19 protein-coding genes are annotated in these 18,959 nt (G+C 53.4%); 10 read left to right on the top strand and 9 right to left on the bottom strand.

Annotation, left to right across the window (positions count from 1 at the left end; genetic code table 11):
* Positions 1-330: 330 nt before the first annotated feature.
* The 3 genes from MRY16398_RS01445 to MRY16398_RS01435 all read right to left on the bottom strand — a co-directional run bounded on the left by MRY16398_RS01445 (position 331) and on the right by MRY16398_RS01435 (position 3,049).
* Positions 331-555, bottom strand: a complete 225-nt coding sequence (locus tag MRY16398_RS01445) for a hypothetical protein (protein WP_041851292.1) — start codon at positions 553-555, stop codon at positions 331-333.
* 297 nt (positions 556-852) lie between these two features.
* On the bottom strand, positions 853-1,584 hold the full coding sequence (locus MRY16398_RS01440; RefSeq protein ID WP_041851291.1) for a MerR family transcriptional regulator: 732 nt from the start codon (positions 1,582-1,584) through the stop codon (positions 853-855).
* Positions 1,585-1,828: 244 nt separating this feature from the next.
* Positions 1,829-3,049, bottom strand: coding sequence for a diguanylate phosphodiesterase (locus MRY16398_RS01435; protein ID WP_125123756.1), 1,221 nt, complete (start codon positions 3,047-3,049; stop codon positions 1,829-1,831).
* Positions 3,050-3,395: 346 nt separating this feature from the next.
* On the opposite strand from MRY16398_RS01435, the gene ycgZ reads away from it, so the two are divergent.
* The 3 genes from ycgZ to MRY16398_RS01420 all read left to right on the top strand — a co-directional run bounded on the left by ycgZ (position 3,396) and on the right by MRY16398_RS01420 (position 4,403).
* Entirely contained in the window at positions 3,396-3,638 is a 243-nt protein-coding gene (gene ycgZ, locus MRY16398_RS01430) for a regulatory protein YcgZ (protein ID WP_041851289.1), read from the top strand.
* Between the two features lie 131 nt (positions 3,639-3,769).
* The gene (locus MRY16398_RS01425) at positions 3,770-4,081 is read left to right on the top strand and encodes a hypothetical protein (protein WP_107224418.1); all 312 of its coding nucleotides are present in this window, start codon (positions 3,770-3,772) and stop codon (positions 4,079-4,081) included.
* Positions 4,082-4,136: 55 nt separating this feature from the next.
* On the top strand, positions 4,137-4,403 hold the full coding sequence (locus MRY16398_RS01420; RefSeq protein ID WP_041851440.1) for a biofilm development regulator YmgB/AriR family protein: 267 nt from the start codon (positions 4,137-4,139) through the stop codon (positions 4,401-4,403).
* A gap of 49 nt (positions 4,404-4,452) precedes the next feature.
* Here the strand turns inward: MRY16398_RS01420 and MRY16398_RS01415 are convergent, their stop codons facing one another.
* Positions 4,453-5,646: a BaiN/RdsA family NAD(P)/FAD-dependent oxidoreductase gene (locus MRY16398_RS01415; RefSeq protein WP_125123755.1), complete on the bottom strand. Its 1,194-nt coding sequence runs from the start codon at positions 5,644-5,646 to the stop codon at positions 4,453-4,455.
* A 230-nt stretch (positions 5,647-5,876) separates the two neighbouring features.
* Between MRY16398_RS01415 and pitA the strand changes: the two genes are divergently transcribed.
* On the top strand, positions 5,877-7,373 hold the full coding sequence (pitA, locus tag MRY16398_RS01410; protein ID WP_041851286.1) for an inorganic phosphate transporter PitA: 1,497 nt from the start codon (positions 5,877-5,879) through the stop codon (positions 7,371-7,373).
* 38 nt (positions 7,374-7,411) lie between these two features.
* Here the strand turns inward: pitA and uspB are convergent, their stop codons facing one another.
* On the bottom strand, positions 7,412-7,747 hold the full coding sequence (gene uspB / locus MRY16398_RS01405; RefSeq protein WP_041851285.1) for a universal stress protein UspB: 336 nt from the start codon (positions 7,745-7,747) through the stop codon (positions 7,412-7,414).
* Between the two features lie 518 nt (positions 7,748-8,265).
* Here uspB and uspA point away from each other — a divergent pair.
* Entirely contained in the window at positions 8,266-8,703 is a 438-nt protein-coding gene (uspA, locus tag MRY16398_RS01400) for a universal stress protein UspA (RefSeq protein ID WP_041851284.1), read from the top strand.
* A 484-nt stretch (positions 8,704-9,187) separates the two neighbouring features.
* Here uspA and rsmJ read toward each other — a convergent pair whose 3' ends face one another.
* Both rsmJ and prlC read right to left on the bottom strand, forming a co-directional pair.
* Positions 9,188-9,940: a 16S rRNA (guanine(1516)-N(2))-methyltransferase RsmJ gene (gene rsmJ, locus MRY16398_RS01395; protein WP_125123754.1), complete on the bottom strand. Its 753-nt coding sequence runs from the start codon at positions 9,938-9,940 to the stop codon at positions 9,188-9,190.
* A gap of 129 nt (positions 9,941-10,069) precedes the next feature.
* On the bottom strand, positions 10,070-12,112 hold the full coding sequence (prlC, locus tag MRY16398_RS01385; RefSeq protein WP_108700488.1) for an oligopeptidase A: 2,043 nt from the start codon (positions 12,110-12,112) through the stop codon (positions 10,070-10,072).
* Positions 12,113-12,343: 231 nt separating this feature from the next.
* Between prlC and MRY16398_RS01380 the strand changes: the two genes are divergently transcribed.
* Positions 12,344-12,793: a hypothetical protein gene (locus MRY16398_RS01380; protein ID WP_052249309.1), complete on the top strand. Its 450-nt coding sequence runs from the start codon at positions 12,344-12,346 to the stop codon at positions 12,791-12,793.
* A 42-nt stretch (positions 12,794-12,835) separates the two neighbouring features.
* Here the strand turns inward: MRY16398_RS01380 and MRY16398_RS01375 are convergent, their stop codons facing one another.
* Entirely contained in the window at positions 12,836-14,107 is a 1,272-nt protein-coding gene (locus MRY16398_RS01375; protein WP_125123753.1) for an acid phosphatase, read from the bottom strand.
* Positions 14,108-14,300: 193 nt separating this feature from the next.
* On the opposite strand from MRY16398_RS01375, the gene MRY16398_RS01370 reads away from it, so the two are divergent.
* The 4 genes from MRY16398_RS01370 to MRY16398_RS01355 all read left to right on the top strand — a co-directional run bounded on the left by MRY16398_RS01370 (position 14,301) and on the right by MRY16398_RS01355 (position 18,136).
* The gene (locus MRY16398_RS01370; RefSeq protein ID WP_041851280.1) at positions 14,301-15,143 is read left to right on the top strand and encodes a 23S rRNA (adenine(2030)-N(6))-methyltransferase RlmJ; all 843 of its coding nucleotides are present in this window, start codon (positions 14,301-14,303) and stop codon (positions 15,141-15,143) included.
* A 228-nt stretch (positions 15,144-15,371) separates the two neighbouring features.
* A complete protein-coding gene (gene gorA, locus MRY16398_RS01365; RefSeq protein ID WP_039080270.1) occupies positions 15,372-16,724 on the top strand; it encodes a glutathione-disulfide reductase in 1,353 nt (450 codons plus the stop codon).
* 305 nt (positions 16,725-17,029) lie between these two features.
* Entirely contained in the window at positions 17,030-17,395 is a 366-nt protein-coding gene (locus MRY16398_RS01360) for a VOC family protein (protein ID WP_039080253.1), read from the top strand.
* Between the two features lie 33 nt (positions 17,396-17,428).
* On the top strand, positions 17,429-18,136 hold the full coding sequence (locus MRY16398_RS01355) for a helix-turn-helix transcriptional regulator (RefSeq protein ID WP_125123752.1): 708 nt from the start codon (positions 17,429-17,431) through the stop codon (positions 18,134-18,136).
* 65 nt (positions 18,137-18,201) lie between these two features.
* On the opposite strand, the gene MRY16398_RS01350 is transcribed toward MRY16398_RS01355, so the two are convergent.
* Positions 18,202-18,942 carry a class I SAM-dependent methyltransferase gene (locus tag MRY16398_RS01350; protein ID WP_125123751.1) on the bottom strand — a complete coding sequence of 247 codons (741 nt, stop codon included), beginning with the start codon at positions 18,940-18,942 and terminating at the stop codon, positions 18,202-18,204.
* Positions 18,943-18,959 lie beyond the last annotated feature (17 nt).

Raw genomic sequence — 18,959 nt, 5'->3', positions numbered from 1 at the left:
CTCCTGTTTCTTTTAGAAAGAAAAATTTACATATGTCAGATACAAGCAATCAGACCTGAATAATTAATGACATTGGATACGTAAATATCTCGCCACCCGTATTCCATAAAGAATCGGGGTATCCGGAAAATCATTATGAGCCCGATAAATAAAGGCAAAGCGTCCTCTTCCCTGTGCCAGTTAGCAGGGCAGAGTGTCAGGATATAAATGAAATCCAAACGCGAGTAGCAGCCCGATTAACGTGCCTGAACAAGACCCGTAAAAGAGTGCTTAGCCTTTCCCCGGGCTGTTTTAAAGCCGATTTTTACGGCACGGGTACGTTACTGAAAACTAATTTTCAGTAAGTGAGCTATGGTCATGGCGGGCATTTTTGAGCAGCGAATGCCCCAGCCAGATTTGAGATAATTGGTATTCATTCGTCACCTCCTCAGCGTGTTGCGTTAACATCAGCATTAGTGACTCACGTGATATTGCCTTGTTACTGGCTATATGAGAAAGTACTGCTTCACCGATCGCGATATAACCTAATTCATGTTTATCAATGGTTTTTACCAAACCCACCTCCTTTATTTTCAGCCATAAATAATGGCTTGCATTTTTATTATAGCCAGGCGTTTATTCGCCAAATAATATTCAGGGGATTCTTAACAAGGTAATAGAATGGATGAAAGGCTTGAACAGGCTGTGATCAGGGGGAATTATGCTGCGGGATATAAAGCGAGGAACGGAACAGAGCGAAAGGATTATCACGCAGCGGTGGCTGAACAATGCGAGAAGAATAAACGGAGGGCGGAAGTGAGCGACTCACCTCCAGTACAGGAGACAGAACAGCGTGCGCGTTACATTTCCGCTCTATGCCCCATGCAACGCGATGGCGAATCCCTGCTCCCGCCAGTGGGTAAACTGTTCTTGCTGATGACGCGATAACGCTTTACCGGTCCAGACAAAAATGTGCAGGCCTGGAAAAAGCTCCGGACGAAGAGTTTCCAACGGCTCCGCGAGGACGTCAATATTCCAGTCATGCTGAGACAACCGCCAGGCTTCCAGCCACATACGGGTGCGATCATCATTGCCCCAACCAATAAACAGCGCATCTTTTCCCATCTTCTTACGAGAACGGGTAAGGCACAGGACGGCGTAATCAATTAACACGCCATCTAATAAGCTACACATGGCGCGAGCCGTACTCTGATCGAGCGAAAGCCGTTGGCGTACAGGGACAAAGACATGATCGATAAGAACATCGGCGGTATGCTCCCGTCCCATCGCCATAATTAAGGCACGTAATTTTGCAGGGCGAACCTGCCTTAATACAGACATGACCTCTTCCTGAAGCGACTCCCAGCCATCATGGGAATCTACTTTTTTATCTTCAAGAAGCGCTTTGACTTTGCCGACCGGGACGCCGCTTTCAATCCAACGTTTAATTTCCTCAATCCGTTGAATATCTTCTTCGTCGAATTGTCGATGGCCCCCTTCACTACGCTGAGGTTTCAACAATCCATAGCGACGCTGCCACGCACGCAGCGTGACAGGATTTATTCCACATCGTTCAGCGACATCGCCAATACTGTAAAAGGTCATTGCTTCCCTCAATTCAAACCCAATACGTTACACTTCACATTCACTCTTCTGTACAGATTGTACAATTTTCATAACTTGTACAAACCAGAAAGTGCTTATGAGCAAGCATAACCGGAAACGGGCCATGTGCAAAAATGGATTTTATTTCACCGAAGCCAGCGCACGCAGAGAAAAGGCTGGCTTCCCCATACCGCCGGAAACACGTTGCGGCAAGGGAAAGCCAGTTGCTCACAGCAGATGGAATTTAAAGGCCACCTCTTTTTTCCGGCCACGCAATGGCAGGAATAGCCCCGGATGCAGGAGGGGCAAAAAGATAACCCTGGAATTGAGAGATACCCGCAGACTCCAGCCACATCCACTCTTCTGCCTTCTCCACCCCCACGGCCGAAACCATGATTTCCAGAGAAACGCAGCATTTGATGATGGCCTGAATAATGGCCTGCCGGGGGCCGCTTTTATGGACATCTTTGATCAGGTCGCGGTTAATTTTGATCCGCTCAGGCTGAAATTGCGCCAGCAACAGCAGGCCTGCAAATCCGGCGCCAAAGTGATCAATGGCCACCCGAAACCCGGCTGCTTTCAATAACCTAACGGCATTCGTAAACTCATCCAGGCGGGAAATAATTTCATTTTCGGTGAACTCCACAATGACCTGTTCAGGCACCAGACCGTTGGTTTTAATGGCATCTAAAAGAAAACTAACCGCTCCGGGAACATTCACCAGCGTCATTGGCAGCAGGTTCACGGAGAGTGTCTGAGTCCCCAGATTCAGTGCGGCCGCCATCGCAAACGCCACCTGTTTACTTTTGAGATCGGCCTCATAGATTTCATCACGGCTAAGCCCTTCAAACCAGGCTTGCGCCGAGCGGCCCTCAGGGGTACGGATCAGGGCCTCAACTGAAACCACTTGCCGGGCGAAGGGATCGATAATGGGCTGGAAGGCAAAATAACAGCCGGCCTCGCGGTCAGGGGGCAAGATTTGAGAGAATGAATCCTTTTCATCCGTCACAAATTCCCAGGCATCACCCGGTGGAATCTCAAAATAATTCTCTTTTTCCAGGTCTTCTACAAACGTGCGAAAGAACTGAAGTGCGCGATCTTCATAGGTCAGTTGGTATCTGGAGGTGCCTTTATCAAGCACATGCTGCAGAACTTCCTCTCTGTCATATTCACGTAAATCAAAGAGTTCCATTCCTGACTTACCAAATCGCCGCAAGGGCGCGTAGTCGCGCAACAACTCAACCAGGTTGTAGTGCCGCTTATCGTTACAAATATGCTGATAAATAGCAGAAACACTTTCCTCAGGGCCTTCAAGCAACTGGAAAAAGTGGGTGCCGTTGAAAAGCAAAATCCCGGTGATATCTGCCTCACCATTTTTGAGATTCGCCGCAGCAACCATCTCCTCCAGCACGCTAAAGGAGACGTTATCGCAGATATGGCTGCGGTAAATAAGAGTTGTGAGCATGAGCTATCCAAGAGAAAGCGTTGTAATTACCACAATGACAGAGGCTTACGCAGGGGACCTTGTAAACAACCATGACCAACGGCGGGTATACAACAGGTGAATGTGGAGACGACAGTCCCAACATCCATGTGGTTTTTTATGTCATCGCAGATAAACGCGTCCCAAAAGTGTAGCCTGGAACAGTGAAATGTGCTGATTTTCTGCTTCCTATCTTATTGAAAATAAAGATATAGCATTTATTGCTTAAAATCATTGTTAAATTTGTACAATTTTTATGTACAGCTTTTCTATAGTTGTATAGCTTAACGACTTCAATTATTGACAACGGGTTATACAGGAGTGATGTATGCATCAGAACGGCTATCTTCCGGACACAGCGAATGCCATCGCTCGCTATTTCAGCGCCGCGGATCTTCCGTCACAACAAGAGACGTTAGGGCAGATTGTAGTGGACATCCTGCGGGATGGTCGGCATCTGAACCGTAAATCACTTTGTACCAAGTTACTGAGCCGTCTTGAGCAGGCGTCAACGCCAGAAGAGGAACGCCATTATCAGGGGCTTATCAGCCTGCTTTTTGGTAATGATTAAGCCAAATGCAGTAAAAGTATCCTGATAAATCAAGTCACTTCTGAGGGTTAAGGTGTCAGCCTGATTCCTGTCCAGAGATGACTTCATGCCGCGTTTCATTCATGAACAGAGCGGCAAGCAGAGATGCAGTTATGAATAGTAGTGATAATGAACAACTGACAGATGAATTGATTGGAGAGGCGCTACTTTTTCTTCTTAAAGAAAATGGCCCGATAAACACCCTGGCCCTCATTGCCCGGCTGCAAGAGATGGAGAGCCGCGAGCAGGATAGCCAGAGACGGGCGGTGCTTATGCGTCTGATCGAGGAAATCAGCAGTAATAAATTTGCCTCATCCCGTGTTCAGAATGGGAATGAGCAAGACGAGAACATCAGAGACGCCGGAGATAATGTCTATCCATTATTCGGCAATCGCCAACGGCAGGGCCGCAGTAAAAAGCAGTGATAGCTGATGGCCCCATTACGGAAAACTCTACTAAGGCGTGAAAATGAACCAGGTGATGATTGAAAAATCAGAGCTTTATAAGAATTTGCCCAACAAGACATTGTCTGATTATTTTCGTAACGCTGGCGATTTATTGGCCGAAGAGGCGATTATTCTCGGGGGCGTGATCCGCAGCATTCTGGCTTACGATGGTCAAGTGACCAACAAAGCCATCATCCTGCGGCTGATTAACCTGATGGAAAATACAGAAGATGTCGTCAGAAAGGACATTCTTCGCAAAACCCTGGAGATCGTGGTCGATCATACGATGGACGATATCTGATCTTCGCAGGATCGGAAGGCACAACGGATCATGACCATCCAAAGACCACTTATTCTTCAGCCAGCGCCTGCGCACACGCCCAGGCGCTGGCCCATGCCCACTGAAAGTTATAGCCGCCCAGCCAGCCGGTAACATCCATCACTTCACCAATAAAATAGAGCCCCGGTACCTTGCGGGCTTCCATCGTGCGTGAAGAGAGTTCGTTGGTATCGACACCGCCGAGCGTCACTTCCGCCGTGCGATAGCCTTCGGTGCCGTTAGGCTGCACGCGCCAGTTCGTCAGCGCGTCGATCAACGTTTCCTGGTCGCGGCTATTGAGCTGCTTAAGCGTGACATCCGGGATCTGCCCCAGTTGTTGCAGACACTCCACCAGCCGTTTCGGCAGTTGCATCGCCAGCGTGTTTTTCAGGCTTTGATTCGGGTGCGCCTGGCGCTGCTCGTTAAGCAGACTGTCGAGATCGCACTCCGGCAGCAGGTTGATAGTGACAAACTCCCCCGCCTGCCAGTAGCTGGAGATTTGCAGCACCGCTGGCCCGGAAAGGCCGCGATGGGTGAAAAGCAGGTTCTCTTTAAATACCGTGCCGTCTTCTGCGGTAATCACAGACGGCACCGAGACGCCGGAAAGCACCTGAAATTGTTCCAGCAAGGGTTTATGCAATGTAAACGGCACCAGTCCGGCACGCGTCGGCAGCACGTTCAGGCCAAACTGTTCAGCGAGCTTATAGCCAAACGGCGATGCACCCAGACCTGGCATAGAAAGCCCGCCGGAAGCGACCACCAGTTTTTTCGCCGCCACAGTGTCACCATTAACTTGCAACGTGTAGCCATCGTCATCACGGGAAACACTCAGGACTTCACTACGCAAACGCAGCATCACCTTGCCTTTTTCACACTCCGCCACCAGCATGTCGACAATCTGTTCAGCAGAGTCATCACAAAAGAGCTGGCCCAGCGTCTTTTCATGCCAGGCGATCCCGTACTTGCCCACCAGGTCAATAAAGTCCCATTGGGTATAACGGGCAAGGGCAGATTTGCAGAAATGGGGGTTCTGGCTGAGATAAGCCGCAGGCTCGACATAAAGGTTAGTAAAGTTGCAGCGACCACCGCCGGACATCAGGATCTTGCGGCCAGGTTTCTTGCCATTATCCAGTAATAGCACGCGTAACCCCGCCTGCCCCGCCTGAGCTGCACAAAACATTCCCGCCGCACCGGCACCGATAACAATGGCATCAAACCGTTCCACACTAAAATCCTCTTCATTAGGTCGCGGCGGATTGTAAATAGTTCAGGGTGGTCACACCAGCACGAATACGCAGACAAATATCCATTACATTGAAAAATATAAGAATATGCTTAAAGCAAAGGAGGCTAACCAGAAAGAATGTCAAAAAAAGTCCATTTTTCACTTTGCCGATGCTGCCAAACTCCCTGATAATGCGCCGCGTTCATGTCCTCAAAATGGCGTAACGTCCTATGCTACATTTATTTGCCGGTCTGGATCTCCATACCGGGCTGTTACTTTTGCTTGCTCTGGGTTTTGTTCTGTTCTACGAAGCGATCAATGGCTTCCACGACACGGCGAACGCAGTGGCAACGGTTATCTATACCCGCGCTATGCGCTCACAGTTGGCTGTTGTTATGGCAGCGGTATTTAACTTCTTCGGCGTACTGCTGGGTGGGTTAAGCGTGGCCTATGCGATTGTGCATATGCTGCCGACCGATTTGCTGCTTAACGTCAGTTCAGCACATGGCCTTGCGATGGTCTTCTCTATGTTGCTGGCCGCGATCATCTGGAACCTCGGTACCTGGTATCTCGGCTTACCTGCATCCAGCTCCCACACCCTGATTGGCGCGATTATCGGTATTGGTTTAACCAATGCCCTGATGTCCGGCACCTCGGTAGTGGATGCGCTTAACATTCCAAAAGTGCTGAACATTTTTGCCTCCCTGATTGTCTCGCCAATTGTTGGCCTGATTTTCGCGGGCGGGCTGGTGTTCCTGCTGCGTCGGTTCTGGAGTGGCAGTAAAAAGCGCGCGCGTATTCACCTGACGCCAGCAGAGCGTGAAAAGCAAGACGGCAAAAGAAAGCCGCCTTTCTGGACGCGTATCGCGCTGATTCTTTCTGCTATTGGCGTGAGCTTCTCTCACGGCGCGAACGATGGTCAGAAAGGTATTGGTCTGATCATGCTGGTACTGATTGGCGTCGCACCTGCGGGCTTCGTGGTTAACATGAATGCCTCAGGTTATGACATCACCCGTACCCGTGACGCGGTGAACAACGTAGAAGTGTACTTCCAGCAGCATCCGGAACTTCTGCAGAAGGCAACGGGCGTAGCACAACAACCGCTGACGCCTGCGGAAACAGCGGCAACACCGGCACAGTTCCACTGTCATCCGAGCCGCGCCATTATCGCGCTGGATCGTGCTAAAGAGATGCTGACCGGGATTGAAAGCTACGACAAACTCGGCGTGGAGCAGCGCAGTCAGTTGCGTCGCATCATGCTTTGTCTGTCGGATATCACCGACCAGGTCGCGAAGCAGCCTGACGTCAATGCCGACGACCAGCGTCTGCTTAAGAAGCTGAAAAGCGACATGCTGAGCACCATCGAATACGCGCCAATCTGGATTATCATGGCCGTCGCGCTGGCGTTAGGTGTGGGTACGATGATTGGCTGGCGTCGTGTGGCGACCACCATCGGCGAAAAAATCGGTAAGAAAGGCATGACTTACGCGCAGGGCATGTCCGCACAGATGACTGCCGCAGTCTCCATCGGTCTGGCAAGCTATACCGGTATGCCCGTCTCCACCACGCACGTACTCTCGTCCTCAGTAGCAGGGACGATGATCGTCGATGGCGGCGGTCTGCAACGCAAAACCGTCACCAGCATTTTGATGGCCTGGGTCTTTACCCTACCGGCGTCAATCATCCTTTCGGGCGTGCTTTACTGGTTAGCCCTCAAGCTGATTTAACAACGAAACGGGTCAGGAAACTGGCCCGTTTTTTTTGCTCAGTGCCAAATCATCAGAGCAATCAGGCTCACCAGAATCAGCCCACAGAGCGCGCTGGTTAAGATGAACTGCCCGCGTACTCGCTCACAGCGGCGAATAAACTCTTCATCATGATGGTCGCGATAGCGCTGGCCATAAATGTACCAGACTAAACGCATCTGCTTGCTGGGTTGTCCATGGGAGGTAAAAAAGCCTCCGCCATCAACGTACTGGTAAAGCAAGGGGTCACAACCACGAAGTACCACTAACAATGCGCGCAATGACGAAAAATAACGCGCCATGTTAACCACACAAACGATGCACAAAGCCCAAAACAGCGCGACGGTGCTGATCATATCTCCTCCCCCGGCGAACCGCCCACGGAAACGTGATCCGGGATTACCGCTCCCAGATAATCAACCAAGTCATTCAGTGAAGAGTATTACCAATAGCCGATCGAGATCACAAACTGAAATCCAAACGGCTCATTAAATAGTGTAGGAGATTTGTTTATTTTTTTGCCACAACGTTAATCAATCTTGTGCATCTGGTTGTAAATATTGGTTAAGTGAATCGTGATCCAGGCAGATTGACGATAACTTCACAGAGTTATAAGGTAGAAATATTCCCACACTCTACGTAATTCGGGTTGCAGGAAGGCGGCAAGAGAATGAATCCCCTGAGCATAGAAGACCGTGCGATGGGATAAACGAACGTAGCCAACGCATCTGCGGCGTAAAGTACGAAGAGTATAAAATGAAATGCTTAAGGCCGGGCGCTACCCGTGCAGGTGGTACGCAGGACGCGGGAAACAGTGCTGTGTCAGGGGTGAGTAACCCTATGGTCATCGACAACTTATGGAAGGAGTAACACTATGGCTTACAAACACATTCTCATCGCAGTCGATCTTTCTCCTGAAAGCAAATTGCTGGTCGAAAAAGCAGTATCCATGGCGCGGCCTTATAACGCGAAGGTGTCACTGATTCATGTCGATGTAAATTATTCTGATCTCTACACCGGTCTTATCGACGTTAACCTCGGCGATATGCAAAAACGTATCTCTGATGAGACACACCATGCGCTGACCGAACTGTCTACCAATGCGGGCTATCCGATCACGGAGACCTTAAGCGGTAGCGGTGATTTGGGGCAGGTACTGGTAGATGCCATTAAGAAATACGATATGGATCTGGTGGTTTGCGGGCATCATCAGGACTTCTGGAGCAAACTGATGTCCTCCGCACGTCAGCTCATCAATACTGTCCATGTGGACATGCTGATTGTTCCGCTGAAAGATGAAGATGAAGAATAACCGTCCCTCTTTTCTTGCCTGCTAACGCCCGCTGCTGCGGGCGTTTTATTTTCTGGCGCTGATTTCCCCGCCAAAGGCCGATAAAACCGCCTTGTGCAATTACATGTAGCCCCGGTACGCGCACCACCAGGGGTCCCGGACGGCGGCTGTCGCCTTGTCCGGGCTACAAAACCCCAGACCGCTAAGCACTAAACTGTTCCCTCTCCCTCAAAGGGCTGAGGAATCCCCACAAAAATGCGAGCACGAACGGTCCCCTCTCCTCTTTGGGGAGAGGGCTAGGGTGAGGGGGAAAATGCGGCTCTGATGGTCATTCCGTTCACCTTATGTTCCTTACTTTTCTGTCGCGACAGAACCCGTGAACGTGCCAGGGTGGCTCACCGCCGCCACCCTGGCGACCCCAAAGAAAATCGCCGCTGGCGCGGTCCATGATGCTTATGTCGTCTGACTTTCGGGCCGGGCAGCAGACCGCACTGCCCTCACCAATTCACTCCGGCGTCCCGGAATAAATATCAAACCGATGCCCCTTGGTGACCACCGCATTGGTAGTCGCCACATCGGCGAGCGGTGGCGCATAATCCGGGCGCTTCACCACCACACGTTTCGTCGCCAGCAGACGCGCAGGCTCCAGCAGGCCATCCGCGTCCAGATCCGGCCCCACCAGCGACTGGAACACCCGCATCTCTTTCTTCACCAGCGCGCTTTTTTGCTTATGCGGAAACATCGGATCGAGATAAACCACCTGCGGACGCGGAGTAATATCCGCCAGCCCGGTCAGGCTGGAAGCATGAATCAACTGCAACCGCTCCTGTAACCAGGCGCCAATTTCCGGGTCCGCGTAGCCACGCGCCAGGCCATCATCCAGCAGTGCGGCAACCACCGGGTTACGCTCTAACATCCGCACCCGGCAGCCGACTGACGCCAGCACAAAGGCATCACGCCCCAGCCCCGCCGTCGCGTCCACCACATCAGGCAGATAATCGCCCTTGATGCCAACGGCCTTCGCCACAGCCTCGCCGCGCCCACCGCCAAATTTACGCCGATGGGCCATCGCCCCACCCACGAAATCGACAAAAATACCGCCGAGCTTCGGCTCATCGCGTTTGCGCAGTTCCAGATGCGACGGTGTAAGCACCAGCGCCATCAGGTTATTTTCGTCATGTTCCAGGCCCCAGCGGGACGCAAGAACAGATAAGGCGCCGTCTCCGGCGCCTGTTTCATCTATCAAACAGATTTTCACTACATAAACCCTAAATAATTCAAGCGGCAGGAAGGCGGCAAGTGCGTGAATCCCCAGGAGCTTACAAGAGTAAGTGACTGGGGTGAGCAAACGTCGCCAACGCACATGCAGCTTGAAGTATGACGGGGATTAGCCTTCGATACCATAATGCTCCAGCATCGCATCCAGTTGCGGCTCACGGCCACGGAAACGCTTGAACAGCTCCATCGGCTCTTCGGAACCACCACGGGTCAGAATATTGTCGAGGAACGACTGTCCGGTTTCGCGGTTGAAAATCCCCTCTTCTTCAAAGCGTGAGTAGGCATCTGCCGCCAGCACATCCGCCCACAGGTAGCTGTAATACCCTGCGGCGTAGCCCCCTGCAAAGATATGGCTGAACGCGTGCGGGAAGCGGCCCCATGACGGGCTTGGCACCACGGCAACCTGTTTTTTAATTTCAAACAGCGTGTCGAGGATTTTGGCCCCCTGCTCCGGGCTAAACTCGGCGTGCAGGCGGAAATCGAACAGGCCGAACTCTAGCTGGCGCAGGATAAACAGCGCCGCCTGGTAGTTTTTCGCGGCCAGCATTTTATCCAGCAGATCCTGTGGCAGCGGCTCGCCCGTTTCATAATGACCCGAGATAAATGCCAGCGCTTCCGGCTCCCAGCACCAGTTTTCCATAAACTGGCTCGGCAGTTCGACCGCATCCCATGGCACACCGCTAATACCAGCAACCCCCGGCGTTTCGATACGGGTCAGCATATGATGCAGACCGTGACCAAATTCATGGAACAGCGTGATCACTTCATCATGGGTGAACAGCGCCGGTTTGCCGCTGACCGGACGGTTGAAGTTACAGGTAAGGTAGGCCACTGGTTTTTGCAGCGAACCGTCTGCCAGGCGCATTTGCCCAACACAGTCATCCATCCACGCGCCGCCGCGTTTGTGCTCACGGGCGTAGAGGTCAAGATAGAAACTACCGCGCAGTTCATTGCTTTCGTCATACAGCTCAAAGAAACGCACATCCGGATGCCAGACATCGACATCGTGACGCTCTTTCGCGGTAATACCGTAAATCCGTTTCACCACTTCAAACAGGCCGCTTACCGCTTTGTTTTCCGGGAAGTACGGGCGCAACTGTTCGTCGCTAATGCTGTACAGATGCTGCTTCTGTTTTTCGCTGTAGTAAGCGATATCCCACGGTTGCAGCTCATCCACACCAAACTCTTTTTTGGCGAACGCACGCAGTTGCGCCAGCTCTCTTTCACCCTGCGGACGGGCGCGTTTGGCGAGATCGGTCAGGAAGTCGAGTACCTGCGCCGGGTTTTCCGCCATTTTGGTCGCCAGCGATTTATAGGCATAGCTTTCAAAACCGAGCAGTTGGGCCAACTCGTGACGCAGGGCGAGAATTTCCGCCATCACCGGGCTGTTATCCCATTTACCTGCATTCGGCCCCTGGTCAGAGGCGCGGGTGCTATAAGCGCGGTACATCTCTTCGCGCAGCGGTTGGTTGTCGCAATAGGTCATCACCGGCAGATAGCTCGGAATATCCAGCGTCAGCAGGTAACCCTCTTGTTCTTTCGCTTCGGCCTGCGCTTTAGCAGCGGCCAGCGCGCTTTCCGGCATACCGGCCAGCTCGGCTTCATCGGTCACCAGTTTCGTCCAGCCCATGGTCGCATCCAGCACGTTGTTGCTGTACTGATTGCCCAGCTCAGACAGGCGCGCGGCGATTTCGCCGTAGCGTTTTTGTTTCTCTTTTTCGAGGCCGATACCGGACAGTTCGAAATCACGCAGGGCGTTATCAACGGATTTTTTCTGCGCAATGCTCAGGGTGGCGTAGTGATCGCCATTGCGTAAGTCGCGGTAGGCGTTGTACAGCCCTTCATGTTGCCCAACCCAGGTGCTGTATTCCGACAGTAACGGCAGCGTCTGCTCATAGGCTTCACGCAGTTCCGGGCTGTTTTTCACAGAATTCAAATGGCTCACCGGGGAGAACAGACGCCCCAGCACATCGTCCACTTCCGCCAGCGGCTGGCACAGATTTTCCCAGGTGTACGGCGCACCATGGGCTACCACGCTTTCCACCGCGGTACGGCAATCATCCAATGCTTTCGTCACGGCAGGCACGACGTGTTCAGGCAGGATTTTTGAAAACGGCGGTAATTCGAAACGCGTGAGTAATGGATTGGTCATAAGCGCAGTCCTGTCCTGTTAAAGAGAGTGAGTGAAGCGCACGATCCGGCGCTCTGCATAACGTTGTAGCATGGGGTTAAGTGTAGAGGATTTCAATGGCAGGCGTTGCGCTGAACTGCTTATCGCTGCAATACCCATTTGCACATACGATGTCGTTTCCGCTATGAAATCAAAGTAATAAGAACCGTCGTACAGGGCGTATACTCATCACAACGGCGAAAAGGAGACCGCATGTTGAATTTCATTATGACAATACTGCCGCTACTGGCGCTTATCGGGCTGATACTTGTGTTTCCAAAATGGCGACATCGAAAAAACGACACACAAGCCAATCATGGGTTGCGAAAGATATCCATCACCACCAAAACCTTTCGGCCGGGTAAAGGGGGGCAGCTATTACCCACGGATTATTATTTCGATGAAGGGTACTTCTATGAAGTTCAGCTTGATGTGAAAAAATCTGTTCCACTGAGCGCGATAACCAAGATCGAGCGCGACAATATCAAAGTGAATAATCGTTCTTTCTGGATAGTGACTTACATGACTGACGGGCAGATGAAGCAGGCAAGATTCCGCCATAACTACACCCTGTTTAACACCGACTTTGCCGATTTCCTGGAGGCGGTTAAACGTGCTAACCCTGCCGCCAGCGTGCGCGAGCTGACCGCTTTTAGCCTCTGATTACCAATACGGTGCAGGCAACGCCCGCACCGTTGTCAAAACTTACTTCGCTTTATGCGCCATCGCATAGGCCGCAGGCAGATTCAGGCGCTGCCAGAAGTTCTGATCGGCAGTTTCGCTAGAGAGCGGGTAACCGTCTGGCAGCGCGGTTTTCACCATCAACTCGCGCCGCGCTGTCGCTGACAGGTTTGGCAGCGCCGCCTCCAGCAGCACTTCCGCCCCTTCCGGTACTTTCACTGCCTGCGTCTTCCCTTTTTGCTGCGGCAGGTCGTAGGTCATGGTAAAGCGGTAAAATTCTTTCATCGCCGGATCGCGGTACGGATCGTCTTTCCCAGCCGTTTTCGCACACTCCGCAAGCGACGCACCGCACTCTTTCTCCAGCGCCGTACGCAACTGATCGCGCGCTTCGTTGAACAGCTTGCGGTACGCCGGATCGTTGAGGTAATGCGCCACTTTACGCTGGGCCACCATTCTTGAACCCATCACATCCAGCGGATAGTGTACGCCCAGCACGATGCGGGAATAGCCATAGCGGGCACCGCGCTCCACCAGCGAATCAAAGCGCTCCGGGATCATCTCCGCCATCAACAGCGCATCGGTGTAACCGGTATTGGTATGGCCGCTTGGGAAGGAACCGCCATCGGCGGAGTACGGTTTGTTGTCTTTCACCACCACATCATCCGGGACCTGGTGAATGGTGTTGCCCTGAATAAGGAACGGACGCTTGTAGTCGAAGTGCTTCTTCGCCGCGCCGGTGCTGACTTCGCTGGCTTTAATTAGCGCAGCCGCTTTGCCCAGCTCTCCCTTGTCATAGGCGTCAAGAAACGCTTTACCCAGACGCGGACCGAGCGCGTCGGAGAGGAAGTACAAGTAGCTGATACCTTCTGCATCCGCCAGCGCCTGATGGCGCAGCCCCTGGGTGGCATCGAGATTAATCGTCTCAACGGTTTTCAGGTTGGCATCCAGTACAGGAGCAGGCAGCTTGTTGAACGAGGAGAGCAATTCAATGCCGGCCTGCTGGTTATCTTTTACTTTGAAATCATAGCCGCTGGCTTTCAACCAGGCGGTGTCGGCCTGTTTTGCACTTTGCGACGCTTTTTCCAGGTGCTCACGCTCCACCTTTGCGCCGTCCCCTTTTAGCGCAGCACGCAGCGCGGCCAGAGACTGGTTTTCCAGGCTATCAAACGCCTGGCTTTCCGAGGCCGGCGTGGTGGTATTGGCAATGTCGTGCGCAGTAGAGAGCGGCACATCTGTCGCCATCGCCTGATGAGCAAGCAGCAGTGAGACAGTTAACAGCGTTAAACGGATTTTCATTTTTTATCCTTTTATTCAAACGATTACCTTGCCTGCGCTCGACGCTAGCCCTGTAAGTTGACGCTTTTGTGACAGGGATAAATTTTGAAACGTTTTACGACTGCCTGAAACAACCGCAGGGTTCAACGACATTCCCGCGCAATCTACGGTAAACTGTGGCTAATCTCGTTCATATTCTGGAATTTCTATCTCCATGCTCAGTTATCGCCACAGCTTCCACGCAGGCAACCATGCCGACGTTCTCAAACACACCGTTCAGAGCCTGATCATTGAAGCGCTCAAAGAAAAAGAGAAACCGTTTCTCTATCTCGATACCCACGCGGGCGCGGGCCGCTATCAGCTTTCCGGCGAACATGCCGAACGCACCGGGGAGTATCTGGAAGGGATTGGACGCATCTGGCAGCAAGACGATATTCCGGCTGAGCTGGAGCCGTACATGAGCGTGCTGCGCCACTTTAACCGCAACGAGACGCTGCGTTACTACCCAGGCTCGCCGCTGATTGCCCGTCAGTTGTTGCGCGAGCAGGACAGCCTGTTCCTGACCGAGTTGCATCCGAGCGACTATCCACTGCTGCGTCAGGAGTTCCAGAAAGACGAACGTGCCCGCGTTGAGCGTGCCGATGGCTACCAGCAGTTGAAAGCCAAACTGCCGCCAGTTTCCCGTCGCGGCCTGGTGCTGATAGACCCGCCGTATGAAATAAAAACCGATTATCAGGCGGTGGTATCCGGCATTAGCGAGGGCTACAAGCGCTTTGCAACCGGCACCTATGCTCTGTGGTACCCGGTGGTGCTGCGCCAGCAAATCAAACGCATGGTGCATGACCTGGAAGCAACGGGCATTCGTAAAATTCTGCAGATTGAACTGGCGGTGCGCCCGGACAGCGACCAGCGTGGGATGACCGCCTCCGGTATGATCGTGGTTAACCCGCCATGGAAATTAGAAGCACAGATGAATAACGTGCTGCCGTGGCTGCACAGTAAACTGGTGCCCGCCGGAACAGGCCACACCCTCGTTAACTGGATTGTTCCCGAGTAATCGCAGCAATCGAAGGAACCTTGCTGGCTGCGCGTTACAATCGCGACACTTTCGACCTCGTTCAGGATTAAGAGCCTACCCAGTAGGCGTACATTGTTGCAGCGAGTTTGGACACGGACAACGCGGAACAACCGGAGCGTACACGCTGTACGTGAGGATTGTGAGCACTGCCCAGGTCCAAAATGGCCAATAAAATAGCCTAATTGGATAGGCTCTAAGGAATTAACCATGAGCAAACATTACGACTATATCGCCATTGGCGGTGGCAGCGGTGGCATTGCCTCTATTAACCGTGCCGCCATGTACGGCCAGAAGTGCGCGCTGATTGAAGCCAAAGAGCTTGGCGGCACCTGTGTGAATGTGGGCTGTGTTCCGAAAAAAGTGATGTGGCACGCGGCGCAAATCCGCGAGGCTATTGATCTGTACGGGCCGGACTACGGCTTCGACACCACCGTCAATCATTTCGACTGGAATAAACTGGTTGCCAGCCGCACGGCCTACATTGACCGTATCCACACCTCGTATGACAACGTGCTGGGTAAAAACAATGTCGATGTGATTCGTGGTTTCGCCCGCTTTATTGACGCGAAGACTGTCGAGGTTAATGGCGAGACGATCACCGCCGATCACATCCTGATCGCAACCGGTGGTCGCCCGAGCCATCCGAAAATTCCGGGTGCGGAATACGGTATCGACTCCGACGGTTTCTTTGCCCTGCCCGCGCTGCCTAAACGCGTGGCGGTGGTCGGTGCCGGCTATATCGCCGTTGAACTGGCCGGGGTGATTAACGGGCTGGGCGCAGAAGCGCATCTGTTCGTGCGTAAGCACTCTCCGCTGCGCAGTTTCGATCCGATGATCAGTGAAACGCTGGTTGAGGTGATGGCTGCCGAAGGCCCGACGCTACATACCCAGGCAGTCCCTAAAGCCGTGGTGAAAAACGCCGACGGCAGCCTGACGCTGGAGCTGGACGATGGACGCAGCCAGACGGTGGATTGCCTGATTTGGGCGATTGGTCGTGAACCGGCGAACGACACCTTCAATCTGGACGTCACCGGGGTGAAAACCGACGAGAAAGGTTTCATCGTGGTGGATAAATTCCAGAATACCTCCGTGCCGGGTATTTACGCTGTCGGCGATAACACGGGTGCGGTTGAGCTGACCCCTGTCGCCGTGGCCGCAGGCCGTCGCCTGTCTGAACGCCTGTTTAATAACAAGCCGGACGAGCATCTGGATTACAGCAATATCCCGACCGTGGTGTTCAGCCATCCGCCGATCGGCACCGTGGGTTTAACCGAACCGCAGGCGCGCGAGCAGTATGGCGATAGCGAAGTCAAAGTGTATAAATCGTCGTTTACCGCGATGTATACCGCGGTGACCTCTCACCGCCAGCCGTGCCGCATGAAGTTAGTGTGCGTTGGCCCGGAAGAGAAAATCGTCGGCATCCACGGCATCGGTTTCGGGATGGATGAAATTCTGCAAGGCTTCGCGGTCGCCCTGAAAATGGGTGCCACCAAGAAGGACTTCGACAATACCGTGGCGATTCACCCAACGGCGGCAGAAGAGTTTGTCACCATGCGGTAAGCCCCACCCCGGGTGGCGGCTGACGCCTTACCCGGGCTACGACCGGTTTTCTCCCTCTCCCCCGGGGAGAGGGTTGGGGTGAGGGGAATATGCGGCTCGGGAGGTGGGTTCCGTTCACCGTATGTTCATGGCGAAACGGAACCTCCTGACACGTGAACGGGTAAAGGGGAACACCGCGTTCCCCTTTACAATTCCCGCAGCACCGCCTCCGGGAATTTCTCTCCCCCGCCGATCACTCCTGACACTATGCTGTCAGGAGGGGGGTGCCATTATCTCGTTGTCGAAAACACAACGAGGGCAAGAAAATGAGCAACGTTATCAACTGGTTTGAGATTCCGGTTCAGGACCTGCAACGGGCAACCGCGTTTTATGAACATTGCATCGACGCGCAATTTCGTCAGGAGCATGTCGCCGGTATGTCGATGGCGGTCTTTCATTATCAGGAGCCTGCAATCGGCGGGGCGCTGGTAAAATCTGAGGCGTTACAACCTTCCGCAAACGGCACCGTGGTCTATCTCTACACCGCAGATATCGCCGCGTCCCTCAAAAAAGTGGCGGAAAAAGGCGGCACCTGCTGTTTCGGGCCAGAAATTTTACCGGATGATATTGGCACCATCGCACTTATCATTGACAGTGAAGGGAATAAAGTCGGGCTGCATCAACCGGCCTGACAACATTAACCGACCACTGACAGGAAATTTGCCATGAGCCGCCGTGCCGATCGTCTGTTCCAGATAGTCCAGATCCTGCGTACACGTCGTCGGGTCACGGCCGCTCTGCTGGCGGAGAGGCTGGAGGTGTCAGAGCGTACCGTCTATCGGGACATTCGCGATCTGTCGCTGTCCGGTGTGCCCATTCAGGGCGAGGCAGGGAGCGGCTATCGCCTGATGCCAGGGTTTGATATTCCCCCGCTGATGTTCACCGGTATGGAAGTGGAAGCGCTGATTGCCGCGATTGGTATGCTACAAACCTGGAGCGGCGACACACTGGCTAAAGCGGCGGGTTCGGCACAGGAAAAGCTGCTGGCGGTACTGCCGACAGACCGGCGCCTCCTGGCCGAACGAAACCGCATCCTGACCCCGGACTTTGGCAAGTACCCACAGACGCGGCGCTGGTTTGATGTTTTCCATCAGGCCATGCGCCAGCGCGATGAGGTCTGGATCCGATATGAGAACGAGCAGGGTGAAGGTTCTGAGCGGGCGGTTCATCCGCTGGGCCTGTCGTTCTGGGGAGAAGTATGGGTACTGGTGGCCTGGTGCACGTTGCGTCAGGATTATCGCTGTTTCCGCCTCGATCGCTGCCAGGCCGTGACCTTAACCGGGAAACAGTTTGCCGAACGGCCCGACCGCTCCCTTGAAGATTTTATCCACCAGCAGAAGGCGAGAGCTAAGCGATACAGTGAAAAGCAGTAATAACAGTCGCACCGCCTGACATGACACTCTCAGTCCGCCATCTCCCGAATTCCCGCGCCGGAAAATTACCCTATTTTCCCGGCTCTGATGTTAATCGGCCATATAAAGGTCCGCGTTTGTACCGGGTCGCCCCAGAGGTCGCGTACGTCGTCGTAAAAGCGGGTTAACAGCCCCTCCTGCCCGGCGTCACGTGCACGCTTCACCGCAGACCAGGTGGAGAGATAGCCCATCAAGGCGTCGAGATCCCACTGCAAACGAATCGCCATTTCCGGGACGGGAATTTCCGTAAAGGGGAAGGCGATGTCCGCATAACCGTTATCCACCCGTTGCCTTTCCGGGGGCCAGTAGGGGCCAATTTCGTCATAGTAGAATTGACGAACGCGCGCCCGGAGGGTCTCGTCAGGGTTGAGCACGCCGTAGCTGATAATCGCAATCACCGCATTCGGCGCCGCAACCCGCCGGACTTCCCGGTAAAAGGCCGGTAAATCAAACCAGTGCGCCGCCTGGGCGACGGTAATCAGATTGATATCGCGTAGCGCTTGCGCAAGCTGCTCCGCCGGGCCTTGCAGATATGTAATGCGGGCATGAGATGTCGCGTTGTCGATTTGCGTCTGGCTGGGATCAATCCCCGTCACCTTATCGAAGGCTGAGGCCAGTAACGTAGTCAACTGGCCCGTACCGCAACCGACATCCAGCGCATGGTGATGTTCCGGCGTTATTGAAAGCAGGTAATCCAGCAAGACTGCGGGATATTCCGGGCGATAGCGGGCGTAATCGGCGCCGCCGCTTGCAAACCAGTTCGGCATGGGGTGTCCTCTGTTTA

Origin of the sequence: Phytobacter sp. MRY16-398, assembly GCF_003925915.1 — a bacterium.
Classification (GTDB): Bacteria; Pseudomonadota; Gammaproteobacteria; order Enterobacterales; family Enterobacteriaceae; genus Phytobacter; species Phytobacter diazotrophicus.
The sequence above is the reverse complement of the archived record's forward strand: the minus strand, read 5'-3'. Positions and strand labels throughout refer to the sequence as shown.

Coding starts and splice junctions, on each gene's coding strand:
- MRY16398_RS01380 (WP_052249309.1), top strand. CDS start 12,344: ATGTTGAATTTCATTATGACAATACTGCCGCTACTGGCGCTTATCGGG.
- pitA (WP_041851286.1), top strand. CDS start 5,877: ATGCTACATTTATTTGCCGGTCTGGATCTCCATACCGGGCTGTTACTT.
- MRY16398_RS01425 (WP_107224418.1), top strand. CDS start 3,770: ATGAATAGTAGTGATAATGAACAACTGACAGATGAATTGATTGGAGAG.
- uspA (WP_041851284.1), top strand. CDS start 8,266: ATGGCTTACAAACACATTCTCATCGCAGTCGATCTTTCTCCTGAAAGC.
- prlC (WP_108700488.1), bottom strand. CDS start 12,112: ATGACCAATCCATTACTCACGCGTTTCGAATTACCGCCGTTTTCAAAA.
- uspB (WP_041851285.1), bottom strand. CDS start 7,747: ATGATCAGCACCGTCGCGCTGTTTTGGGCTTTGTGCATCGTTTGTGTG.
- MRY16398_RS01440 (WP_041851291.1), bottom strand. CDS start 1,584: ATGACCTTTTACAGTATTGGCGATGTCGCTGAACGATGTGGAATAAAT.
- MRY16398_RS01370 (WP_041851280.1), top strand. CDS start 14,301: ATGCTCAGTTATCGCCACAGCTTCCACGCAGGCAACCATGCCGACGTT.
- gorA (WP_039080270.1), top strand. CDS start 15,372: ATGAGCAAACATTACGACTATATCGCCATTGGCGGTGGCAGCGGTGGC.
- ycgZ (WP_041851289.1), top strand. CDS start 3,396: ATGCATCAGAACGGCTATCTTCCGGACACAGCGAATGCCATCGCTCGC.
- MRY16398_RS01360 (WP_039080253.1), top strand. CDS start 17,030: ATGAGCAACGTTATCAACTGGTTTGAGATTCCGGTTCAGGACCTGCAA.
- MRY16398_RS01355 (WP_125123752.1), top strand. CDS start 17,429: ATGAGCCGCCGTGCCGATCGTCTGTTCCAGATAGTCCAGATCCTGCGT.
- MRY16398_RS01350 (WP_125123751.1), bottom strand. CDS start 18,942: ATGCCGAACTGGTTTGCAAGCGGCGGCGCCGATTACGCCCGCTATCGC.
- MRY16398_RS01435 (WP_125123756.1), bottom strand. CDS start 3,049: ATGCTCACAACTCTTATTTACCGCAGCCATATCTGCGATAACGTCTCC.
- MRY16398_RS01420 (WP_041851440.1), top strand. CDS start 4,137: ATGATTGAAAAATCAGAGCTTTATAAGAATTTGCCCAACAAGACATTG.
- MRY16398_RS01375 (WP_125123753.1), bottom strand. CDS start 14,107: ATGAAAATCCGTTTAACGCTGTTAACTGTCTCACTGCTGCTTGCTCAT.